The sequence below is a fragment of the Tritonibacter scottomollicae genome (assembly GCF_003003215.1).
Classification (GTDB): Bacteria; Pseudomonadota; Alphaproteobacteria; order Rhodobacterales; family Rhodobacteraceae; genus Epibacterium; species Epibacterium scottomollicae.
Genome location: NZ_PVUF01000013.1, coordinates 23,511 through 42,582, shown reverse-complemented (window position 1 = coordinate 42,582; position 19,072 = coordinate 23,511). Strand labels below are relative to the sequence as shown.

At 61.6% G+C, this 19,072-nt stretch carries 16 protein-coding genes; 2 read left to right on the top strand and 14 right to left on the bottom strand.

Features of this window, described 5'->3' with window-relative positions; translation table 11 throughout:
- Window positions 1-18: 18 nt before the first annotated feature.
- On the top strand, window positions 19-408 hold the full coding sequence (locus tag CLV89_RS17170) for a RidA family protein (protein ID WP_106164902.1): 390 nt from the start codon (window positions 19-21) through the stop codon (window positions 406-408).
- 112 nt (window positions 409-520) lie between these two features.
- On the opposite strand, the gene CLV89_RS17165 is transcribed toward CLV89_RS17170, so the two are convergent.
- Together CLV89_RS17165 and CLV89_RS17160 are read right to left on the bottom strand one after the other, a co-directional pair.
- A complete protein-coding gene (locus tag CLV89_RS17165; RefSeq protein ID WP_106164901.1) occupies window positions 521-1,366 on the bottom strand; it encodes a flagellin N-terminal helical domain-containing protein in 846 nt (281 codons plus the stop codon).
- 703 nt (window positions 1,367-2,069) lie between these two features.
- Window positions 2,070-4,115: an NADH:flavin oxidoreductase gene (locus CLV89_RS17160; RefSeq protein WP_106164900.1), complete on the bottom strand. Its 2,046-nt coding sequence runs from the start codon at window positions 4,113-4,115 to the stop codon at window positions 2,070-2,072.
- Window positions 4,116-4,208: 93 nt separating this feature from the next.
- Between CLV89_RS17160 and CLV89_RS17155 the strand changes: the two genes are divergently transcribed.
- Complete coding sequence (locus CLV89_RS17155; protein ID WP_106164899.1) at window positions 4,209-4,829, top strand: TetR/AcrR family transcriptional regulator; 621 nt, start codon at window positions 4,209-4,211, stop codon at window positions 4,827-4,829.
- Here the strand turns inward: CLV89_RS17155 and CLV89_RS17150 are convergent.
- The 12 genes from CLV89_RS17150 to CLV89_RS17095 form a co-directional block, all read right to left on the bottom strand.
- Window positions 4,826-5,617 carry a pyrroline-5-carboxylate reductase family protein gene (locus tag CLV89_RS17150; protein ID WP_106164898.1) on the bottom strand — a complete coding sequence of 264 codons (792 nt, stop codon included), beginning with the start codon at window positions 5,615-5,617 and terminating at the stop codon, window positions 4,826-4,828. The genes CLV89_RS17155 and CLV89_RS17150 overlap by 4 nt on opposite strands.
- 24 nt (window positions 5,618-5,641) lie before the next feature.
- Entirely contained in the window at window positions 5,642-6,607 is a 966-nt protein-coding gene (locus tag CLV89_RS17145) for an ABC transporter ATP-binding protein (RefSeq protein ID WP_106164897.1), read from the bottom strand.
- Window positions 6,607-7,581, bottom strand: coding sequence for an ABC transporter ATP-binding protein (locus tag CLV89_RS17140; RefSeq protein WP_106164896.1), 975 nt, complete (start codon window positions 7,579-7,581; stop codon window positions 6,607-6,609). Before CLV89_RS17140 ends, CLV89_RS17145 begins: the two co-directional genes overlap by 1 nt.
- Window positions 7,581-8,522, bottom strand: coding sequence for an ABC transporter permease (locus tag CLV89_RS17135; protein ID WP_106164895.1), 942 nt, complete (start codon window positions 8,520-8,522; stop codon window positions 7,581-7,583). The genes CLV89_RS17140 and CLV89_RS17135 overlap by 1 nt, the downstream gene beginning before the upstream one ends.
- Complete coding sequence (locus CLV89_RS17130) at window positions 8,522-9,502, bottom strand: ABC transporter permease (protein WP_106164894.1); 981 nt, start codon at window positions 9,500-9,502, stop codon at window positions 8,522-8,524. Before CLV89_RS17130 ends, CLV89_RS17135 begins: the two co-directional genes overlap by 1 nt.
- Window positions 9,503-9,565: 63 nt before the next feature.
- Complete coding sequence (locus CLV89_RS17125; RefSeq protein WP_106164973.1) at window positions 9,566-11,143, bottom strand: ABC transporter substrate-binding protein; 1,578 nt, start codon at window positions 11,141-11,143, stop codon at window positions 9,566-9,568.
- 105 nt (window positions 11,144-11,248) lie between these two features.
- Window positions 11,249-12,829, bottom strand: coding sequence for an ABC transporter substrate-binding protein (locus CLV89_RS17120; RefSeq protein WP_106164893.1), 1,581 nt, complete (start codon window positions 12,827-12,829; stop codon window positions 11,249-11,251).
- A 400-nt stretch (window positions 12,830-13,229) separates the two neighbouring features.
- Window positions 13,230-13,844, bottom strand: a complete 615-nt coding sequence (locus CLV89_RS17115) for a hypothetical protein (protein WP_106164892.1) — start codon at window positions 13,842-13,844, stop codon at window positions 13,230-13,232.
- Between the two features lie 13 nt (window positions 13,845-13,857).
- Window positions 13,858-16,110, bottom strand: a complete 2,253-nt coding sequence (locus CLV89_RS17110; protein WP_106164891.1) for a xanthine dehydrogenase family protein molybdopterin-binding subunit — start codon at window positions 16,108-16,110, stop codon at window positions 13,858-13,860.
- Between the two features lie 3 nt (window positions 16,111-16,113).
- Window positions 16,114-16,572 carry a (2Fe-2S)-binding protein gene (locus CLV89_RS17105; protein WP_106164890.1) on the bottom strand — a complete coding sequence of 153 codons (459 nt, stop codon included), beginning with the start codon at window positions 16,570-16,572 and terminating at the stop codon, window positions 16,114-16,116.
- Between the two features lie 289 nt (window positions 16,573-16,861).
- Window positions 16,862-18,013, bottom strand: coding sequence for an N-acetylglucosamine-6-phosphate deacetylase (gene nagA, locus CLV89_RS17100; protein ID WP_106164889.1), 1,152 nt, complete (start codon window positions 18,011-18,013; stop codon window positions 16,862-16,864).
- Entirely contained in the window at window positions 18,010-19,038 is a 1,029-nt protein-coding gene (locus CLV89_RS17095) for an SIS domain-containing protein (RefSeq protein ID WP_106164888.1), read from the bottom strand. Before CLV89_RS17095 ends, nagA begins: the two co-directional genes overlap by 4 nt.
- Window positions 19,039-19,072 lie beyond the last annotated feature (34 nt).

The following is a 19,072-nucleotide window of genomic DNA, read 5'->3' as shown; positions in this document are numbered from 1 at the left end:
ACTATCAGGAGATATCCCATGACCATCGAACGTATCGGCGCAGAGCGCACCGGCGCAGGCGGACAGAACCTGCCGTTTTCCCCCGCAACCCGCGCAGGTGATTTCGTGTTCATTTCCGGCCAGGTTGCCATGAAAGAAAGCGGCGAAATCGAACCCGGCGGCATCGAGGCACAGACCAAACGCACCATGGAAAATGTAATCGCGGTATTGGCCAAAGCAGGTTGCACCTTGGACGACGTGGCCAAGGTCAACGTCTGGCTGGATGATCCGCGCGATTTCTGGACGTTCAACCGCGTCTATGCGAGCTATTTTCCGAATGGCGCCCCGTCTCGCTCGACTGTCCGTTCGCAACTGATGGTCGATGCGAAGATCGAAATCGACGTCACAGCCTACAAACCACTGGGCTGATCTGACCGATGGCAGAGGTGATCGGAACACGATCTCGAGTGCGACGGTCAAAACGAAAAACAGGGGCGCAAATTGCGCCCCTGTCTTGCGATATTCAGTAGGGTTCGGGCTGTTACTGGAACAGCTGCAACAGGGCCTGCGGCGCCTGGTTGGCGATGCCAAGCGACTGAACCGCCAGTTCCTGCTGGGTCTGTAGCGCCGAAAGTCTGGCCGAGGCTTCTTCCATGTTGGTGTCCGTCATCGTGGAAACACCAAGCGTCATCGAATCCACCAGGTCAGTTACGAAAAGCTGCTGATCGGCGATTCGTGCGGATGCCGCACCCAGTTCAGCCGCACCGGAAATTGCGGTTTGCAGGTAGTCTTCGATTTCGGTCAGCGCGGACGCCGCAGTGGCGGTATCGGTGATGGTTGTCAGGCTTGTGCCGAGGTTCAAGCTGGCCTCAAAGCCTTGCGCAGCAATCGTGATATCCACGGATGTCACGGTCCCGCCAGCACCCACACGGTCTAGCGATGCCAGAATACCCATTTCGGTTGCGGTGCCGTCAATGGTGTCAGCCAGCAGGTTTGCACCGTTGAACTGAGCTGCTGAAATAATCGACTCGATCTGGTCAACTTTGGAGTCAATGTCTGTCTGGATCTTGTCGTGGCTGACGTTTTCCGCCTGAGCCGACACGATCAGCTCTTTGATCTCGACCAGCTTCTCAACGATCTGTTCCGCACCGGCAGAGGCAACGGCAACCGTCGCATCACCCATCGCCAGACCTTCCTCGATCGCTTCGAAGCTGGCGATATCCGATTCCATGGTCTTGGAAATCGCCCAAACCGCAGCGTTATCTTTTGCGGTACCGATTTCCTTACCGGTGGAAATTCCGTTCTGAGTTTCGGTGAGGTTCATGTTCACAGACTGCAGCGTCTGCAGGGCGACCATAGCACCATTGTTTGTCAAAATGCTGGACATAGCATGAGTTCCTTTGAGCAAGGAGCACTTTGGCCCCGATATATTCCCTTGCCCCGTTATGGGGTTTCTCTCTCGTCTTTCTGAACGTGCGGGGCGCTTCGGCCACCACAACCAACTCAATAAGATGCAAGCCAACTTTTGCCGTGAGGATGCTAATGAAGAGCTAAAATGTCCGTGTATATTTATAAAATGCGAGTCAAATTGAGATATTCGCAGCCGCAAATCGTCGGGTTTCCGTGTTCGCCGTGACGCCTTCCACGGCCGGGGCCATGCCCCCTCAAGTTGATTAAAACTGACAAAGCACTCTTCGAATTACCAGAATCGCCTCGCGGCTGTTGAGCGCCTTCGGCATTGAGTTCACAGAGCGCCCCGCTGGATGCAGGCTGCCGACAGCTCTGATGCGGCTTGCCCTTCTGATCGCGAAGTCATTCGGCACAAATTGGCGCAAATGTTTCGCCTAGTTTTCAGAGAAATAGGCACATCAATTGGTTGACCGACACATCTTTATGAAGCGGCGACACGATACTGACGCAGGGGTTTTCCCGTTTCATCCGCGCAAATAGAATCGTCAGACCGAGACCTTTGGGAGTTCCGGTTCCCCGACGCACACCGCGCGCGAAATCTCCGCGCGGGCGAAACGGCAGCCTAAAAAGCGTTCACGACATATCTGTCAGATGTGTGGAACCCAACCTTCGTGCGTCCGTCAGAGGTCTTTCACCAAACGGAGGGCGTCATAGATCGCGGCATGTGTGTTGCGGGCAGAAACTGCGTCGCCGATGCGGAACAGCTGGAAGCTGCCATCCGGGTGACGCTCCAGCTGCTGTGGCCCCCCGGCGATCAGCGCGTCGTGGTCCACCGCGCCGCCATTGCGGCTGTGGGGGCGCAACGCGTGATACAGATCGTCATTGGGCAATGTGCCGTAGTTCACCACCACCTGATCGTAGCTCTGCTCCGTGCTGTGATCGCTGTAGTCCGTGCCGATGGTGGCCCGCAACTCATTGCCCTGACGCTGCACATCCAGCAGGCGGCGGGTGACAGTGAACGTCACATCCTTGTCCTGCAGCGCACGCATGTAAGGCACCAAATTCATCGCCATGATGTCAGGCGCAAAGGTCCGATCAGGGGTCATGACCTCAACCTGAGCCCCCGCCGCAGCCGCCACTTCTGCGGCCTGCAATCCGGGGTGGTCGCCGCTTTCGTCGTAGATCAGCACGCGGCCCGCCGGTTTCACGTCCCCCGCGATCAGATCCCAAGCGCTGACCACATGCGCGGCCTCCTGTCCTGTCTCAAACAGTTCCAGATTGGGCAGGCCTCCGGTGGCGATGATAATCACATCCGGTTTTTCCGCCAGCACATCCTCTTCCTCAGCCCAGGTATTAAAGTGGAATTGGACGTCCCGCGCCGCACATTGCGCCATGCGCCAGTCGATGATGGAGATCATCTCGCGGCGGCGCGGAGATTGCGCGGTCAGGCGAATTTGACCACCGGGGTCAGGCTGCGCCTCAAAGACCACGACCTTATGACCGCGCTCGGAGGCCACGCGCGCGGCCTCCAACCCCGCGGGGCCTGCACCCACGATCACCACTTTCTTTGATGTCTCGGCAGGTGTGATCTCGTGCGGCATCGTCAGCTCGCGTCCGGTTGCGGCGTTGTGAATGCACAGCGCATCGCCCGCCTGATAGATCCGGTCCAGACAATAGGTGGCCCCCACACAAGGGCGGATGTCGTCCTCGCGCCCCTCGCGGATTTTTTTCACCACATGCGGGTCGGCCATATGTGCCCGCGTCATCCCCACCATATCCAACAGCCCCGCCTGCACCGCATGGCGCGCGGTGGCGACATCCGGGATGCGCGCGGCGTGAAACACCGGCAGGTCGGTTTCCTGTTTGACGCGGCCGGCAAAATCCAGATGCGGCGCGGATTTCATCCCCTGCACCGGGATCACATCGGTCATCGCCGGATCGGTATGGATGCGCCCCCGGATCACATTGAGGAAATCCACCTGCCCCGTCGCGCTCAGGATACGGGTGATGTCCAGCCCCTCCTCTGCGGTAATGCCGCCTTTTTGCACCTCATCCGCTGTGAACCGCATACCAACAATGAACTCGTCCCCCACCCGCTTGCGAATGGCCGAGAGCACATCCATCGGAAACCGCAGACGGTTCTCCAAGGTATCCGCCCCATAGGGGCCGCTCAGATCATTGGTCAGCGGTGACCAGAACTGGTCGATCAGATGGCCATAGGCCTGCAACTCGATCCCATCCATACCCCCGGCTTTCATACGTTCGGCGGCATCGGCGAAATCCGTGATGATGCGCTCGATGTCCCAGTCCTCGACAAGCTTGGGAAAAGCCCGGTGCGCCGGTTCGCGGTGCCGTGACGAGGACACCGACGGCAGCCAATCCCCTTTGTTCCACCCCGTGCGTCGGCCCAGATGGGTCAGCTGGATCATCACTGCGCAGCCATGTTCATGGCAGCCTTCGGTCAGGTCGGTGATCCACGGCACCACCTCGTCCTTGTAGGCGAGGATGTTGTTGAACACCGGCGGGCTGTCCTTGGAAACCGCTGCAGAGCCCGCCGTCATCGCCAGTGCTACTCCGGCCTTTGCGCGCTCCGCATGATAGGCGCGGTAGCGTGCCTTGGGCATGCCATCCTCCGGGTAGGCCGGTTCATGACTGGTGGTCATGATACGGTTGCGAAGGGTCAGATGCTTCAGCTGAAAGGGCTGCAAAAGCGGATCGTGTGACATGGCGCTGCCTCGTGGACTCAGGTGACTTGACACAGGTGTAAAGACAGCCTGCATCCAGATTGACACATGTGTCAATTGTTTTAGAGTGCGCTCATGTCCAAACCCACCTCCCCTCGCCCGCGTGGCTCGCGCGACCTCTGGCTCGATGCCGCGCTTGATCTCTTGGTCTCTAGTGGGATCGACGCAGTGAAAATCATGCCGCTGGCCCGCGCCGTGGATCAAACGCGCACGGGGTTTTACTGGTATTTCAAGGATCTCGGCGCACTGCATGACGCCATGGTTGAGACATGGGAGGCCCGCAATACCGGCCAGATACAGGCCCGCTGCGAGGCCCCGGCGCAGACCGTCAACACAGCCCTGTTCAACCTGATGGATTGCTGGCTGGACCCGACCCTGTTTGATGCCCGCCTCGATCTGGCGATCCGCAACTGGGCGCGCAACGACGCCACACTGGCGGGGCGGCTTGATGCGGCGGATAATGCCCGCATCGCCGCCGTGCACGACATGTTCCTGCGCTTTGGCTACAGCAGGGAACAGGCCGATGTCAGAAGCCTTACGGTCATCTACACGCAGGTGGGCTATCTCTCGATGGAGGTCGAAGAGGACCCTGTCGCGCGCCTGAACCGCGTACCGCATTACGTGGAGATGTTTTCAGGCCAGCCCCCGACACAGGCGGAAATCGCTGAGTTCATGGCGCGCCATACGTCGGGCTAGCCAATGGTGCGGCAGCGGGCGACGGCGGCGTCCAGCCCTTTTTCTAGCTCTGCGCCAATGCCTGATCCACGCAGCACCTCCAGCCCCGCAGCAGTAGTGCCTGCGTAGTCGATCATCTCCTGCACATGATCGGTGGGGCGGGCATCGCCTGTCGCCATCATCTGCCCGGAACCGAGGAACAACTGCCGTACCGCCTTATCGGCGACCTCGGGCGGCAGGCCCTTGGCCTCGGCATAATCCGCCATCACTTCGGCAAAATAGGCGACAAAACCCGGCACCGGCCCGGTCATCGCGGTAAAGACGTCCAGATGCGCCTCCTGCGTGATCCGGTCCGTGCTGCCGCAGGCCTCAAACAGTGCCGTGGCAAAGGCGCGATCCGCATCCGACGTGGCCTCTGTCGCAACCCAAGGCGAATAGGCAAGCTGCTCCGCCGCCGCCGGGCTGCTCATGGCGCGAATGACCCGCGTCGCCCCGGTCAATTCGGAAATCCGGTTGATCGTGATCCCCGCCATGACGGAGATCACCAGTTTGTCTCTGAGGTCCAGCGACAGCGTGCCCATCGCCGCAGGCGGCACACACAACAGCACCACGTCCGAGGCCGCAATCAGGACTGCCGTATCCGTGGTGATGGTCAGCCCCGGATGATCGGAGAAGCCGTCAAGCTGCCCGGACCGCGACGCCACCCAAATTCGATCCCCAACGACCACCTGCGCCTGCACAGCCGCACGCAGGATCGCACTGCCCAGCATGCCCGTCCCTCCGATGATACCGAATGTCTGGTCTGCCATGGCACTGCGCTCCTGTTGTCTGTGTCAGCCCTCCGCCATGTGACAGGCGACCCGGGTTGTGCCGATCCTGCGCATCTCGGGGCGTTCTTGTCGACAGATGTCACCCGCCAGCGGGCAGCGCGGGTGAAAGGCGCAGCCGGGCGGTGGGTTGATCGGGTCGGGGATTTCACCTTCGGGCGGGGCCACCTCGCGGCCAAACCCATCCATACGCGGGGCGGCCTCCAGCAGCATCTGCGTATAGGGGTGTTTCGGGCGCTCAAACAGCTCGTCCGGTGCGCCCTCCTCAACCAGACGCCCGAGGTAGAGCACCCCGATTCGGTCCGCCATATGCTGCACCACCGTCAGATCGTGGGTGATCAGCACATAGGTCAGGCCAAAGTTGTCCTTGAGGTCGCTCATCAAGTTCAGAACCTGCGACTGCACCGACACATCCAGCGCCGAGGTGGGCTCGTCACAGACGATCAGCCGCGGCTCGGAGGCCAGCGCGCGGGCAATACAGATCCGCTGCCGCTGCCCGCCGGAGAACTCATGCGGGAACTTGCCCGCGTCCTTCACCGACAGACCCACCTGTTCCAGCAGGCGTTCGGCCAGCCCGTCGGTCTTGCCACCACGCGCCGCCACGGGTTCGACGATGATGTCACGCACCCGCCAGCGCGGGTTGAGCGAGGCATAGGGGTCCTGAAAGATCATCTGGATGTCAGAGCGGATCGCATCGACCTTGGCGGCGTCTTTCTCGTTCGCCAAATCAACGCCTTCGATCTCCACATTGCCCTCAGAAGGGTTGAGCAACCCGACCAGCATCCGGCCAATGGTGGATTTGCCAGACCCGGATTCGCCAACGAGCGCATAGGTGGTTTGCGGCTCGACCTCGAAATCCACCTCTGACACAGCGGTCAGAAAGGCCTTGGGTTCGCGTTCGATTACCCGATTCAGCCAGGGTTTGGAGACGTCGAAAACACGGCTCAGGTTCTTGACGGAGACAAGCGCCATCAGGAGGCCTCCTCATGTTGGAGCGGGAACCAGCAGGCGGCGGCATTGCCGTCCACCGTGGGGGCGGGGGCCTGGCGGCATCTGTCGGCCACGCGCGGGCAGCGCGGATTGAAAGCACAGCCATCGGGCACCGCATCGAGACGCGGCATGGCGCCGGGGATCTGGTGCAGGCGAGACTTCCCGCGCGACGCCAGCGGCGTCGAGGCCATCAACCCGTGCGTATAGGGGTGCTCCGGCGCGGTGATCACATCGCGCACCGGGCCAAGCTCGGCCAGCCGCCCGGCATACATCACCGCCACACGGTCGGCGGCCTCGGCAATCACGCCCATATCATGAGTAATCAGCATCACCGCCGTGCCACGCTCGCGGCAGAGCCGTTTCAGCAGCGCGATGATTTGCGCCTGTACGGACACATCAAGCGCGGTTGTCGGCTCATCGGCGATCACCAGCGACGGCTCTGCACAGAGCGCCAGCGCGATGACAACCCGTTGACGCATACCGCCCGAGAACTCATGCGGGTAGCTGTTCACACGTTTGGCGGCGCCGGGAATGCCGACTTCTTCGAGGGCGGCCACGGCGCGCTTCTCGGCCTCGGACTTGCTGATCGGCAGGTGGGTCAGCATGGTCTCCACCAGCTGGTCGCCAATCCGCAAAAGCGGATTGAGCGAGGTCAGCGGGTCCTGAAAGACCATGCCGATTTCCTTGCCGCGCAGACGCCGCATGGCGTCGCCCTTCAGGTTGTCGATGCGTTCGCCGTTGAGCCAGATTTCACCGGCCGACACATGCGCCGGCGGGCTGAGCAGGCCGATGACGGCATTGCCCGCCATCGACTTGCCGGCACCACTTTCGCCGACGATGCCGAGGATCTCGCCTGCGGCGATGTCATAGGTGACCCCATCGACCGGTTTCAGGATGCCGTGGCGGGTTGGGATTTCCACAGACAGGTTGCGGATGGACAGAACTGGTTCGGCCATTAGCGAAGCCTCGGATTCAGGGCGTCACGCAGCCAGTCGCCCAGCAGGTTGACGCTGAGCGCCAGCGCCAGAAGCGTGATCGCAGGGAAAAGAAGGATCCACCACTCGCCAGAGAACAGGAAGCCCTGCCCGATGCGAATGAGCGTACCAAGAGACGGCTGAGTCGGTGGTGCGCCCACCCCGAGGAACGACAGCGTCGCCTCGGCAATGATCGCCAGCGCCAGCGAGATCGTCGCGATGACCAAGACAGGCGACAGCACATTGGGCAGGATATGCCGCAGCATGATCGCGCCCGAGCGTCGTCCGATCAGGCGTGCGGCCTCGACGTATTCCTTGTTCTTCTCGACAAGGGTCGCGCCGCGTACCACGCGGGCAAACTGCACCCAGTCCGACAGGCCGATCGCAAGGATCAGCACCCAGATTGCCATCTGATCGCGGTACTCTACCGGGGTGATGCCTTTGGCGACGCCAAAGATCAGCATTGCCACCAGGATCGACGGAAAGGTCAGCTGCACGTCCGCGACGCGCATGATGATGGTTTCGACCCAGCCCCCAAGGTAGCCGGACAGCAGGCCCAGCGTGATGCCAAGCACCATGGCGAACAGGACAGCCGCCACGCCCACGAACAGCGAGATCCGCATGCCGTAGAGGATGGTGGAGAACACATCACGGCCCTGATCATCGGTGCCCAGCAAGAAGGTCTCGCCGGTGAAGTCATTGGGGGCCAGCGGCGGCGTGAACCCGTTCATCAGGTTCAGGGAGGCCGGATCAAACGGGTTGGTCGGCGCGATCAGCGGCGCGAAAAGCGATGCCAGCACCATGACCAGCACCACAACCGTGGAGACCACCGCCACGGGAGAATGGGTGAAGGTATAGAACAGGTCGCTGTCGAGCGCGGTGCGTAGACGCGACTTTTGCGGCGGGATGGATGTCTCGGACATTAGTGGCCTCCCTTGCGATCAACGCGCAGTCGCGGATCGATGAAGAAATAGAGGATATCGACGATCAGGTTGATGCCCACGAACATGACGGAGATCAGCATCAGATAGGCCGCCATGACAGGGATATCGACGAACTGGATCGCGTTGATGAACAGCAGGCCGACACCGGGCCACTGGAACACCGTCTCGGTGATGATGGCGAATGCGATGATCGCGCCGACCTGCAGGCCGATCACGGTGATCACCGGCACCATGGTATTCTTCAGTGCGTGACGAAAATGGACCGCCCGGTTGCGCAGGCCGCGCGCGCGGGCAAAGCGGATGTAATCCTGTCGCAGCACCTCCAGCATCTCGGAGCGCACCAGCCGCATGATCAGCGTCATCTGATAGAGCCCCAGCGTGATCGACGGCAGGATCAGCGCCTTGAGCCCGCTTGCGGTCAGAAAGCCGGTGGTCCATGCGCCGAGATCCACCACTTCGCCGCGTCCAAAACTGGGCAGCCAGCCCAACTCGACCGAGAACAGGTAGATCAGCAGGATGCCGATCAGGAAGGTCGGCAGCGAGACCCCGATCAGCGAGACCGACATGATGATATTTGCCGCAATGCCCTTTCGTCGGATCGCGGTGAAGACCCCCAACGCGATGCCGAACAATACCGCGAGAATGCCTGAGACCGCCGCCAGTTCCAGTGTTGCTGGCGCGCGTTCCATCAGGATGTCGATCACCGGGCGACCTTGACGGTAGCTGACGCCAAAATTGCCCTGAACTGCGTTCTCTAGGAAGCGGTAGTATTGCACCACGAAAGGCTGATCGAGGCCCAGCTGCTCGCGCAGCCGTTCGATATCATCTGCTGTGCGCTCCTGCCCCAGCATGTTGTCGATCGGATCCCCGACAAAGCGGAACATCGCAAAGGCCACAAGCCCGACGATAAGAAGGACCAGCGCGGATTGGGCCACGCGCCGGATGATGTAAGCGAGCATATCTGTGCTCTCCTGTGGGTGGATGATGGGGGCCGCGGCCCCCGTCTGCCTGATTGAGCGGCGTTAGTTAACGGAGACCCAGCGCAGGATAAAGAAGTTATCCGGCCTTTGGGTCAGGGTGACGTTGCTGCCGGTGCCCCAGACCAGCGGTTGCACATAGAGCGGCACATAAGCGGCCTCGTCCTGCAAGGTCTGTGCGACCTCATCGAGCATGCCCTGACGGGTCGGCTCGTCAATTTCGGACTGGATCTGCGGGAGCAGCTCATCGACGCGCGCATTGGAATAGCCACCGAAATTCCACGACCCCAGCTTCTTTTCCTCATTCGGAGTGGCGCCGAGGAAGCGGATCGGATGTTCCGCATCAAAGGTGCCCGGCGACCAGCCAAGAAGATACATGTCGTAATTATCGGCCCGCAGCTCCGGCCAGTAGTTCTGCACCGGCATCGCATCCAGCGTCGCGGTCAGCCCCACCTGCGCCAGCATTGCGGTAACGGCCTGACAGACGGCCTCGTCATTGAGGTAACGGTTGTTGGGGCATTTGAAACCGAAAGAAAAGCCATCGGGGTATCCTGCCTCGGACAGCAGAGCCTTGGCGGCCTCAGGATCATATGCGGGCGCATCCTCCAGTGCGTCGGAATAGCCCCGCATGGCGCCACTCACCAGTTGGTTCACCGGTTCGGCATTGCCACGCATGATGGTGCGCAGGATTGCCGGCACGTTGATGGCATGGGCCACGGCCTTGCGCACGCGGACATCTGCGAAAGGGTTGCCTTCGGTCTCGGCCGAGAACTTCAGCGCGTCAGCCTCATGCGGGAACCCCAGCATGATCACCCGCGCCTCGATGCCCTGCACCACCTTCACATCCGGGTTGCCCTGCAGGCGCTGAACGTCCTGAATGGGCACCGGGTTGATCATATCCACATCGCCGGACAACAGCGCCGCCAGCGCGGTGGCCGGGTTCTGGATCGGCGTCATCTCGGCGCGGGTAATGTTATGCTCTGCCTCGCCCCACCAGCCCTCGAACGGTTCCAGCACCGTGCGCAGGCCGGGTTCACGCGTGGTCATGCGAAACGCTCCGGTGCCATTGGTGTGAAGCGTGGCGTGGTTGCCGCTCTCCTTGTCGGGGCGGGCGGCGGCATTGGTCTCGGCCCAGCCGCTGTCCATGATCATCCAGTTGGCGATACTGTCGGGAAAGATCGGGTTGGGAGAATGCGTCAGGACATCAACGGTGTAGTCGTCCACCTGCAACATTTCCGAAACAGGCGCGAACCAACTGGCGGTATCCGCCTCGGGGCTTGATGCGCGCTGATAGGAGAAGATCACATCCTCAGCAGTGAAGGCGCTGCCATCCTGGAATGTCACACCTTCGCGCAGGTGAAACCGCCAGCCTTCGCCCGCGCCGATCGGCTCCCAGCTGGTGGCCAGCGCAGGTTCGATACTCATATCCTTGCCGCGCCGCACGAGGCCTTCGTAGACATTGTTTAGAAAGCCCAGAACTGGCGTGGAATTGACCGCATGCGGGTCCATTGTCTGTGGGTCGGTGGTCACCGCCCAAGAGAATTCCTCGGCCTGAGCGGCGGGCACGAGGGCGGCAGGAACAAGAGCCGCCGCACAGGCAGCCGCGGTGAAAAAGCGGAACATCGTGGATCCTTTCCCGTCAATGCGCGTGTCGCCGGAGTGCGTGCTGCGCCCCGGCGACCCTGGCAAGTCAGCAGCGCGCCACATTCCGGCGCGCTGCGATGAAGATCAGTTCATCTTGAAGTATTTGACCTTCGGCTGATCTTCGGGATCGACCGCGATATCGACCTTCTCGGACATGCCCCAGTTCAACACCTGGTGGTGGATCGGGATGTAGAGCTGCTCATCCTGAACCACCCGCCAGATATCGGCGATGTCCTGGTTGCGCGCGTCCAGATCGGTGTTGGAAGCCAGAGATTTGATCTTCGCGTCCAGCTCGTCATTGTCGTAGCCGGTGCCATTCCAGGTGCCGATGTCGCCTTCACGACCATGCACGAGGAAGTTGAAGACATACTCGGAGTCATAGGTCGGCACACCCCAACCGAGCATATAGAAGTCGGTCTTGCCGTCGGTGATCAGCGGGAAGTGCTGCGCCTTGGGCTTGGCATCGAGGTTCACCGTGATGCCAATCTGACCCAGCATGCCCACGGCGGCCTGACAGATCGGCTCGTCGTTGACATAGCGATCATTGGGGCAGTCCAGACGGATCGAGAACCCGTCGGCGTAACCGGCCTCTTCCATCAGCGCCTTGGCGCCTTCGATGTCGGTGGTGGATTCCGCGTCCATCTCTTCGGTCCAACCGTTCACGAACGGCGGTGCGATCATGCCGGCAGGCTGGGACTGGCCCCGCATCACGACCTTCTGGATCGCATCGCGGTTGATCGCCATCGACATCGCCTTGCGCACGCGCACGTCCGCCAGCGGGTTCTTACCGTCGATATTGTCGGCCTCGATGTCATCGGCGCCCATGTTGAGACCGAAGAAGATCACCCGGTTCTGCGGCGCTTGACGCACCATCAGGCCATCGGCGTTGCTGACGCGGTCCAGATCCTGAACCGGCATGTCCTGCAGGAAATCAACTTCGCCGGACAGCATTGCGGCAACGCGGGTCGCGGCGTTCTGAATCGGGGTATAGACGATCTCGGTCACTTCCAGCGGGAACTGGCCAATGCCCCAGTAGTCTTCGTTCAGCGTCATCACCGTTTTGACGTCCGGCTCGCGGCTTTCCAGCACATAGGGGCCGGTGCCGTTGGCGTTGGTGGTGGCATAGGTGATCTCGCCGCCCTCAAAGTCCTGCACGTTCACGGTGTTGTTGGCCTCGGTCCAGCCCTTGTCCATGATGAACAGGTTGGTGAGGTTGGACGGCAGGATCGGGTTCGGACCATCGGTGACGATCTCGACGGTCAAATCATCGACTGCACGCACTTCGGTGATGGAGCCGATCAGCTCCTTCATATCGGAGTTTTCCTGCTTGGCGCGATTGAAGGAGAACACCACATCCTCGGCGGTAAAATCAGCGCCGTCATGGAAGGTGACGCCTTCACGCAGCTTGAACACCCAGACGTTCGGATCGCCTTCCTTGGGCGCCCATTCGGTCGCCAGCGCCGGCTCAAACGCGCCGGTCACGTCGCGGATGATCAGCGGTTCGTACATCTGGTGGCGGATGGTGTGCGTCGGGCCTTCGTTCTGGGCGTGCGGGTCAAGCGTCAGCGCATCGCCGGAGCGCGCCCAGCGCAGGGTTTCGGCGCTCAGCGGCGCTGCCGTCGCCAAGAGAAGCGATGTGAGTGTCAGTACTGTTGTGGTCTTCATAAGACCTCCCCTAGTCTTTTTTTCATTTGCTTTTCGATCTGAACAGCTCGCAAACCGTCAGACCCATGCGGCGCAGTTTTGGCGAACACCTGAGCTTTGACAAGCCTGTGCAGGCGGATTGGATAAAATATATTCTCTCAATGCCGATCTGGGCGCCGTCAAGGCGGAAAGGCACGGCTTCGCCCTGTCGTCGGGTCATCCGCGCCCGCGATATCCCGGACCGACAGGGCAAGTTTGACAAGCGAAAGCCGCGCAGCCCATGCCCCGCAATTCGCGCGCCACTGAGTGGCACCTGAGGCAGAAATGACTTGGCAGATCGGAGAAAGCGCTCGCTGTCGCAGCGCCGCCGGGAGAGATTCGCGTCAGAGATTTCAGAGATATCTACTGGGTGCAGGTGGCGTCAGTCTGTTGGGCAGGGCTGACCCGCAGCGCCCCAAAGCGCCATATCCTCGACATGTTCTTCCAGCGTGCGGGGCGCGGGGTCCCGGTCTCCACCGGGCGACCAGCCCCAAGCCACGGGCCCATTCAAACTAGCGTCATGTTCCAGATGCTCCACCAACCCGCGCCAGTCACGTCCGCCGTTGCGCTCAGGGTCCTTGAGCTGCGCACAGATCTCGGCGCGCGACTTGCCGAACCACTCGAACTCCACCGGTGCCAGCTGCCACGCAATACCAAAGCGCGGCGCGGCGTGCGGCGCGGTGTCGAAATCATCCGAGGTCACATGGCAGGTTTGACAGGGCAGGAACTCCGCCCCGATACGGCTTTCACCGGCGTTGATATGCATCCCATGCGGGCGCGCCTCACCGTAGCTTGGCCCAGACCACATCGGGATATTGTCCTCGCCCACGTGGCAATTGGCGCATCTGGGATGGGTCACCACCTCATAGATGCGTTCAAACGCCGCCTGCCCGTCTGCGCGACTGATGCTGCCCTCTTCCGGCAGGGTCAGCGCACCTTCGGCAAGGGCTGCGCCCGCGATAGAAACCGCGGCAAGGATGACAACGCTCTTTTGCATGTCTCGGCCCTCCTCAGACGAAATCGATATGTTTGTTCAGCGGCAATTCGCGGATGCGTTGCCCGGTGGCGGCAAAGATCGCATTGGCCAGCGCCGGGGCCGCAGGCGGCACACCCGGCTCGCCCACACCCCGGATGCGGCTGCCGTTGCTCAGCGCGCGCACCTCGATTTGAGGGGCCTGATAGAGCCGCATCCCCTCATAGGCGTGATAGTTGGTCTCAAGCGGGGCGTGATTCTCATAGGTCAGCGCGCAGTTCATCGCGTGTCCCAGCCCAAAGATCACCCCGCCAAAGACCTGCGCCTCTAGGTTCGTGGGATCAAGCACCTCGCCCACATCCACCGCCACATAGACCTGATCGATGCGAATGCCCTCATCCGTCTGCGTGACCTCGATGACTTGTGCGCAGGGCACCCCAAAGGACATGCAGAATCCAACGCCACGTCCGCGCCCCTCAGCGATTGAGGGACCATCCCAGCCCGACATCTCGCCCACGGCCTCCAGCACCTTGCGCGCAGGCTCATGCAGACACAGGCGGATGCGCTCAGCCAGCGGATCAGCCCCGGCGGCATGGATCAACTCATCAAGGAAGCTATCGTGGTAAAACCCGTTGCCCGACGCCCCGACCGAACGCCAGGACGACACCGGCACCATGCTCGGCGCGCGATAGCCGGTGACCCGGTAGTCGGGAATATCAAACGGCTGATCCCACGACCCGGTGGTGATGGTCGCATCGGGGCCCGGCAAGCTCATCCCGCTCAGGCGGCCAAACCACTCCGGGGCCATGGCCGATTGGCTGACCGAAAGATCAAAGGCCATCACCTTGCCATCTGCGACCTTACCGCGCCCTGCGGCAACCGAGGCCGGGCGCGGGTAGTCGTGGCTCATATCCTCTTCGCGGCTCCATGTGAGTTTCAGATGCCGCCCCGGCACCGCCAGTGCCAGTTCCACCGCCTGCTCCACATGGGTCATCTCCAGCCGATGACCAAAGCTGCCCCCCATGGGCAGCACATAGACTTTCACGGCCTCAGGCTCGACGCCCGCAATGGTGGCGGCGCGGTCGCGGATGAACAGCGGGATCTGGGTTCCGGTCCAGATTTCCACCTGCGCGTCCAGCACCCGAACCACCGCGTTCATCGGCTCCATCGGCGCATGGGCGAGATAGGGAATGCGATAGCGCGCCTCGATGACTTCGCCCGCCTCCAGTGCGGCGTCCACATCGCCCTCATTGCGCTGGCGGTGGTCATAGCTGTCGGGATCGCCCAGCGCCTGTTCAAGCGTGGCAAATATCCCCTCCGAGGTGCCGGGATAGTCCGGCGCGCTCCACTCGATCTCTAGCGCCTCTGCCGCCTGAAACGCACGCCAGGTGTTGTTGGCAATCACACCGACACCGTTGCTGACCGGCAGGATCTTCTCCACCCCGCGCATCCCCTCTGCCGCCGAGGCATCGACACGCGCGCCCGCGGTGCCAACGGCAGGGTTGGCACGCACGGTGGCATGCAACATGTCCTGAAATTCCATGTCGATGCCGTAGACCTCAGTGCCGGTGCATTTGCGCAGCATATCCAGACGCGGCAGATCGGGCTTGCCCAGATAGCGCCACGCAGAGGCAGGGCGCAGGGTCACATCCGTGACCGGGTCAATCTCTGCCGCCTCTGCCGCCAAATCCGTATAGGCGATGGAAGTGCCATCCGGCAGGATCACCGCGCCATTCTCGGTCCGCAGATCCCCACGCGCCACGCCAACCCGACGGGCCGCCGCCTCTTTCAGGGTTTCGCGGGCCGTCGCCCCCGCTAGGCGCATCCGGTCAAACCCATCCGGCACAGTGGACGACCCGCCGGTCATCTGGATGGAGAACAGCTTGGCCGGGACCGACATGAAATCGCGCAGGGTCTCGGCCACAAACCCATCCTGATAGGCTGGAAACGGCACGCCCTCGCTCAGTACAGAGGCGTTGTAATAGGCCTGCCCCGGCATCCCCGGCGTAATCATCGCGGTGGCCGGGTCGATGTCCAGCTCCTCGGCGATCAGATAGGCTTGGATGGAATAGGCCCCCTGCCCTTTGTCCGCGCGCGGCGTGATCAGGGTGATGCCTTCTGCGTCGATCTTCACAAAGGGCGTGATCGCCGCCTCACCGTCCTTCAGATCATCAAGCAGTGGATTGGGGATCGGCTTTTTTGCCATATAAACGCCAAAGGCCACGCCCCCGGCAATCGCAGCGGACCCAATCAGGAATGTACGGCGGGCAATTTTTCCAGCACGGCTCATGGCTCAGGCCTCGCTCAATTTCTGCGCAGCGTCATGGATCGCGGCCCGGATACGGGGATAGGTGCCACAGCGGCAGAGGTTCCCCGACATCACCGCATCAATCTCTGCATCGGAGGGTTCCGGGTTCAGATCGAGCAAAGCTGCCGCCTGCATGATCTGGCCCGATTGGCAGTAACCGCACTGCGCCACCTGATGCGCCACCCATGCGGCCTGTACCGCATGCAGCCTCTCGGGCGTGCCCAGCCCTTCAATGGTCGTGACGCCGCCCTCAAGATCGCCAACCGGCAATTGACAGGAGCGCACCGCCATCCCGTCCACATGCACCGTGCAGGCCCCGCATTGAGCGATGCCGCAGCCATATTTTGGACCTTTGATGTTCAACTCATCCCGCAGTACCCACAACAGGGGCATCTCGGGTTCGACATCGACCTCATGTTCGGTCCCGTTCACGGTCAGCTTCATGATGGATCTCCGTGGCAGCCGTTCGCCTCTACATTAGCGCAAACGCGACGCAGAAACACGCCCGACAGGCGACAGATACCATGACCTTAGGTCAGCCTATGACGCATATGGCGCCATGAGTGACACCCACCCCGGCGCCGAAGACTTCCAATTCCATATTTTCTTCAAGATCTTAGTCAAAACCGTACGCCGCCGATCAAGATCAGGGCACGAGCAAAACGCATGCCTTAACCTTGTGCCTAGACACCGCATTGCTCCACTGCGTCAGACAGTCTGCCGTGCTCAGCAGCTACGCCAGGACAGGGGAAGCCGAGCCGAGATCTGAGGTGATCCGGATCATGTCCTTCAGAAAATACGCGGGCGCAGATTCGGCGGAGGTGCCCACACCTTGCCCGATCAACGCCGCCGGGATGGTCGTCGCGGCGGCAAGCGCCTCCGCAAGCGGGACATCACATTGCGTTGTCAGGATGCGCAACGCGGTCGTCAGATCAAGGTCCGCACCCGCAAGCGTGCCGTCCGGGAGACACAACCGCCCATCGCGGCGGGTAATCCTGCGCCCTTCCAAGTGGAACTCTGTCGCGTCGGTTCCCGCAACCGCCATTGCATCAGACACCAGAAAAATGCGCCCCGATCCGCGGCGCTTGGCGATCCAGGCAGCACGCAGGCTGGCGGGATGGACATGTATGCCATCCGCAATCACGCCCGCTGACAGCTCAGCGGTATCGAGCACGGCGCCCACGAGCCCCGGCGCGCGATTGCCGAGCTGACTCATGGCGTTGAACAGATGCGTGGCACACCGCGCGCCCGCATGCACATACCGCACACAGGTCTCGAACGCCGCGTCTGTATGACCGAGCGAGACCAGCACGCCAGCCCCTACCATACGCTCGACCTGCTCCGGTTTTACATTCTCAGCAGCGATCGTGACCTTCAGCTTTGGCAATTGCTCCGCAGCTTCGCAGATCACGGCAAGATCCGCGTCCTCCATGGGCCGGATGAACCCCGGATCATGAGCGCCCTTTCGGGCAACGGAAAGATGCGGCCCCTCCAGATGCAGGCCACCAAACCCACGTATGCCAGCGTCATGCGCGGCGATACCCGCCTGCAGGGTCTTGCGCGTTTTCTCAGCCGAATCCGTGATCAACGTGGGCAGAATCGTGGTGGCTCCGAGGCTGCGATGTGCAGCGCAGATCCGGTTGATCGTGTCCACGCTGGGCGCATCGTTCAACATCACGCCACCGCCACCATTCACCTGCAAATCGACGTATCCCGGCGACAAGATATCCCCGCCGAGGGCAACCTCCTCGCCCCGCTCAGTCAATTCCGCAACCGGAACCAGAGCGGACAGATGGCCGTCGCGAAACTGGGCAGCATACCCGTCTCGAAGAGCTTCGCCGTCGAAAATGGGTCCGCCCAGAAAGGTGATCAGCGGCTGCATCATACGGTTTCCGTGACCTTGTTCAGGTGGCGCGGCGCATCTGGGTTCACACCCCGGCGCGTGGCCACGGTTTCCACCATTCCATAGAACGATACGATGGAGGAGATCGGATCGGTGATCCAGTGGTCCGTCCGCACATGCGGCAGCACTTCGGCCCCCTTCGCCTTATCGGTGGTCGCAAAAACCCGCGCGCCCTTTTCAACCAGGGCCTGCACCATGTCGCCAACACTGTCCTCGGCTGCGTCTGCTGCGGCAAAGGCAATCACCGGGAAATTCTCGCCCACGATCGACACTGGCCCATGCAGTACCTCAGCCGCTGAATAGCTCTCGGCATGGATCTGACAGGTTTCCTTGAACTTCAGCGCCGCCTCGTTCGAAACCGCCCAGCTGGGCCCGCGCCCCAGTGTATACAGCGACTGGCCATCAATGGCCTCGACCGCGGCACTCCAGTCGCAATCCTTTGCCTTCGCCAGATGCCCCGGCAGCTTGCGGATCGCATCGAGCAACGCCGCGTCCTGCTTGACCTCTGCCAGCAACCAAAGACCGGCGACCAGCGAGGTCACAAATGTCTTGGTCGCCGCGACGCTCAGCTCCGGGCCCGCGTGGATCGGCAACACAGCGGCAGAGGCTTTCGCCAGAGGGGAGGCACCGTCATTGGTAATTGCCACCGTATAGGCGCCCTTGTCGCGGAACGCCGAGGTCAGCTGCACGATGTCCGGGCTTTTCCCCGACTGCGACACAGAGATGCTAAGCGCGCCCTTGCAGTTGAGGTCCACGCCGTAAATCGACTTCACCGACGGCCCGACCGAGGCCATTGGCAAGCCCAGCAGCAACTCACTGGCGTATTTCAGATAGGTGCTGGCGTGGTCAGAGGAGCCGCGGGCCACTGACAGCAGGTAGCTTGGTGCCAAATCTCGCACTTCGGCAGCCGCGGCGGTGACCGCCTGGGCGCCGTCGGTCAGCAGCCGCTCGACAGCATCGGGAATTTCATTGATTTCGCGTCGCATCTGCGTTTGAGGAGCGTTCATGGTATAAAACCTTTCACTTGGGCAGATCATTTAG